The organism is Acidovorax sp. HMWF029 (assembly GCF_003060895.1).
Taxonomy (GTDB): Bacteria; Pseudomonadota; Gammaproteobacteria; order Burkholderiales; family Burkholderiaceae_C; genus Acidovorax.
Map to the genome: position 1 here is coordinate 4,973 of NZ_QAIH01000199.1, position 1,345 is coordinate 6,317.

The following is a 1,345-nucleotide window of genomic DNA, read 5'->3' on the forward strand; positions in this document are numbered from 1 at the left end:
TGTTCCTCATCGGACGGCCCTTTGACGGCCAGCCCGCCGCGCCCGGCAATGGCGTGATGAATGCGCTGCTGGCTGCCGACCGCGCCACGGTCGATGCGGTGCACGCGCTGGCCCTGCAGCACGGCGGCCGTTGCGAAGGCCTGCCAGGCCTGCGGCCCGAGTACCACGCGAACTACTACGGGGCGTACTTTCGCGACCCCGAGGGCAACAAGCTCTGCGTCTGTTGCCACGGCGACGCTTGAGCCTGCCCGGCAGCTGTTGTCAGCGTGCGTGTTTGGCGAATTTGCCCGCAAACGCCTGCGCAATGCTCAGCCCGCGCTGTCCGGGGACCAGCGTGGCGGTCTGCCCGGCGGCGATGGTGCCGGGCCGCTCCACCGCCAGGTAGTAGCCACAGCAGCCTGCCACTGCCATGGCACGGCCTGCCTGGGCAAAGCCCATGATGGTTGTGAACTTGAAACAGGGCTCGCGCGGTGCTGTCACGCGCAGCACGCAGTCGGGGAAATGCCATTCATCGCCGACAAACACTTCGTGTTCCAGCGGGCCGTCGATGGTGAGGTTCTCACCGAGGAAGCCCGGCGGCAGTGCCTCGTCAAACAGACTCACCCCACGCTCGCGGCGCTGGGCCTGCCAGAACGCGTAGTGCGCGGCAGGGTAGGCATACACCGCCTTGGCCAGACCGCCATGCACGCTCAGGTCGGCCTGCTCGTCGCCTGCCAGGCCCAGCGGGCCCACGGCCACGGGGCCAGGGACCGGTGTTTTGCCGATGGCGCTGAGGATGGAACGCTCGCCCATCTTCAGGCGCCGGGCTGTTCCGATGTTCACGTGGCGCACGACCACCGTAGTGGCTGTCACAGCGGGTGCTCGGTGTAGAACTTGCCGCCGTGGTACAGCAGGGGCGATGCGCCTTCGCGGTGCTCGCAGCGCTCCACCTCGCCTACAAAGATGGTGTGGTCACCCTCTTTGTACTGACTTCGGTTGAAGCACTCGAAGGTGGCGGCGGCACCGGCAAGCAAAGGGGCTCCGCTGATGCCGGGGCGGTGCTCCAGCCCAGCCCAGCGGTCGATGCCGCGAGTGGCAAACCGTTCGGCCAGCGCTTTCTGGTCTGCGGCAAGCACATGGATAGCGTAGTGCGAGCCATCGGCAAACGCGGGCATGGAGCTGGCGCCATGCGACAGGCTCCAAAGTACCAGTGGGGGCTCCAGCGACACTGAATTGAACGAGCTGGCCGTGAGCCCCACCAGCTCGCCCGAAGCATTGCGGGCGGTGACGATGGTCACGCCAGTGGCGAACATGCCCAGCGCATTGCGGAACTCGCGCGTGGAAAAGCTCGGGGGCAGGGCAAGGG

The 1,345-nt window shown here is 67.1% G+C and carries 3 protein-coding genes; 1 reads left to right on the plus strand and 2 read right to left on the minus strand.

Going from position 1 to position 1,345, the window contains the following annotated elements; all coding sequences use genetic code 11:
* The coding region (locus DBR12_RS22885; protein WP_233244506.1) for a VOC family protein at positions 1 to 242 on the plus strand (242 nt) is incomplete at its 5' end.
* A gap of 19 nt (positions 243 to 261) precedes the next feature.
* On the opposite strand, the gene DBR12_RS13965 is transcribed toward DBR12_RS22885, so the two are convergent.
* Positions 262 to 852, minus strand: a complete 591-nt coding sequence (locus DBR12_RS13965) for an MOSC domain-containing protein (protein ID WP_108617812.1) — start codon at positions 850 to 852, stop codon at positions 262 to 264.
* A partial coding sequence (locus tag DBR12_RS13970) for a flavin reductase family protein (protein ID WP_233244508.1) occupies positions 849 to 1,345 on the minus strand: 497 nt, incomplete at its 5' end. The genes DBR12_RS13965 and DBR12_RS13970, both read right to left, overlap by 4 nt.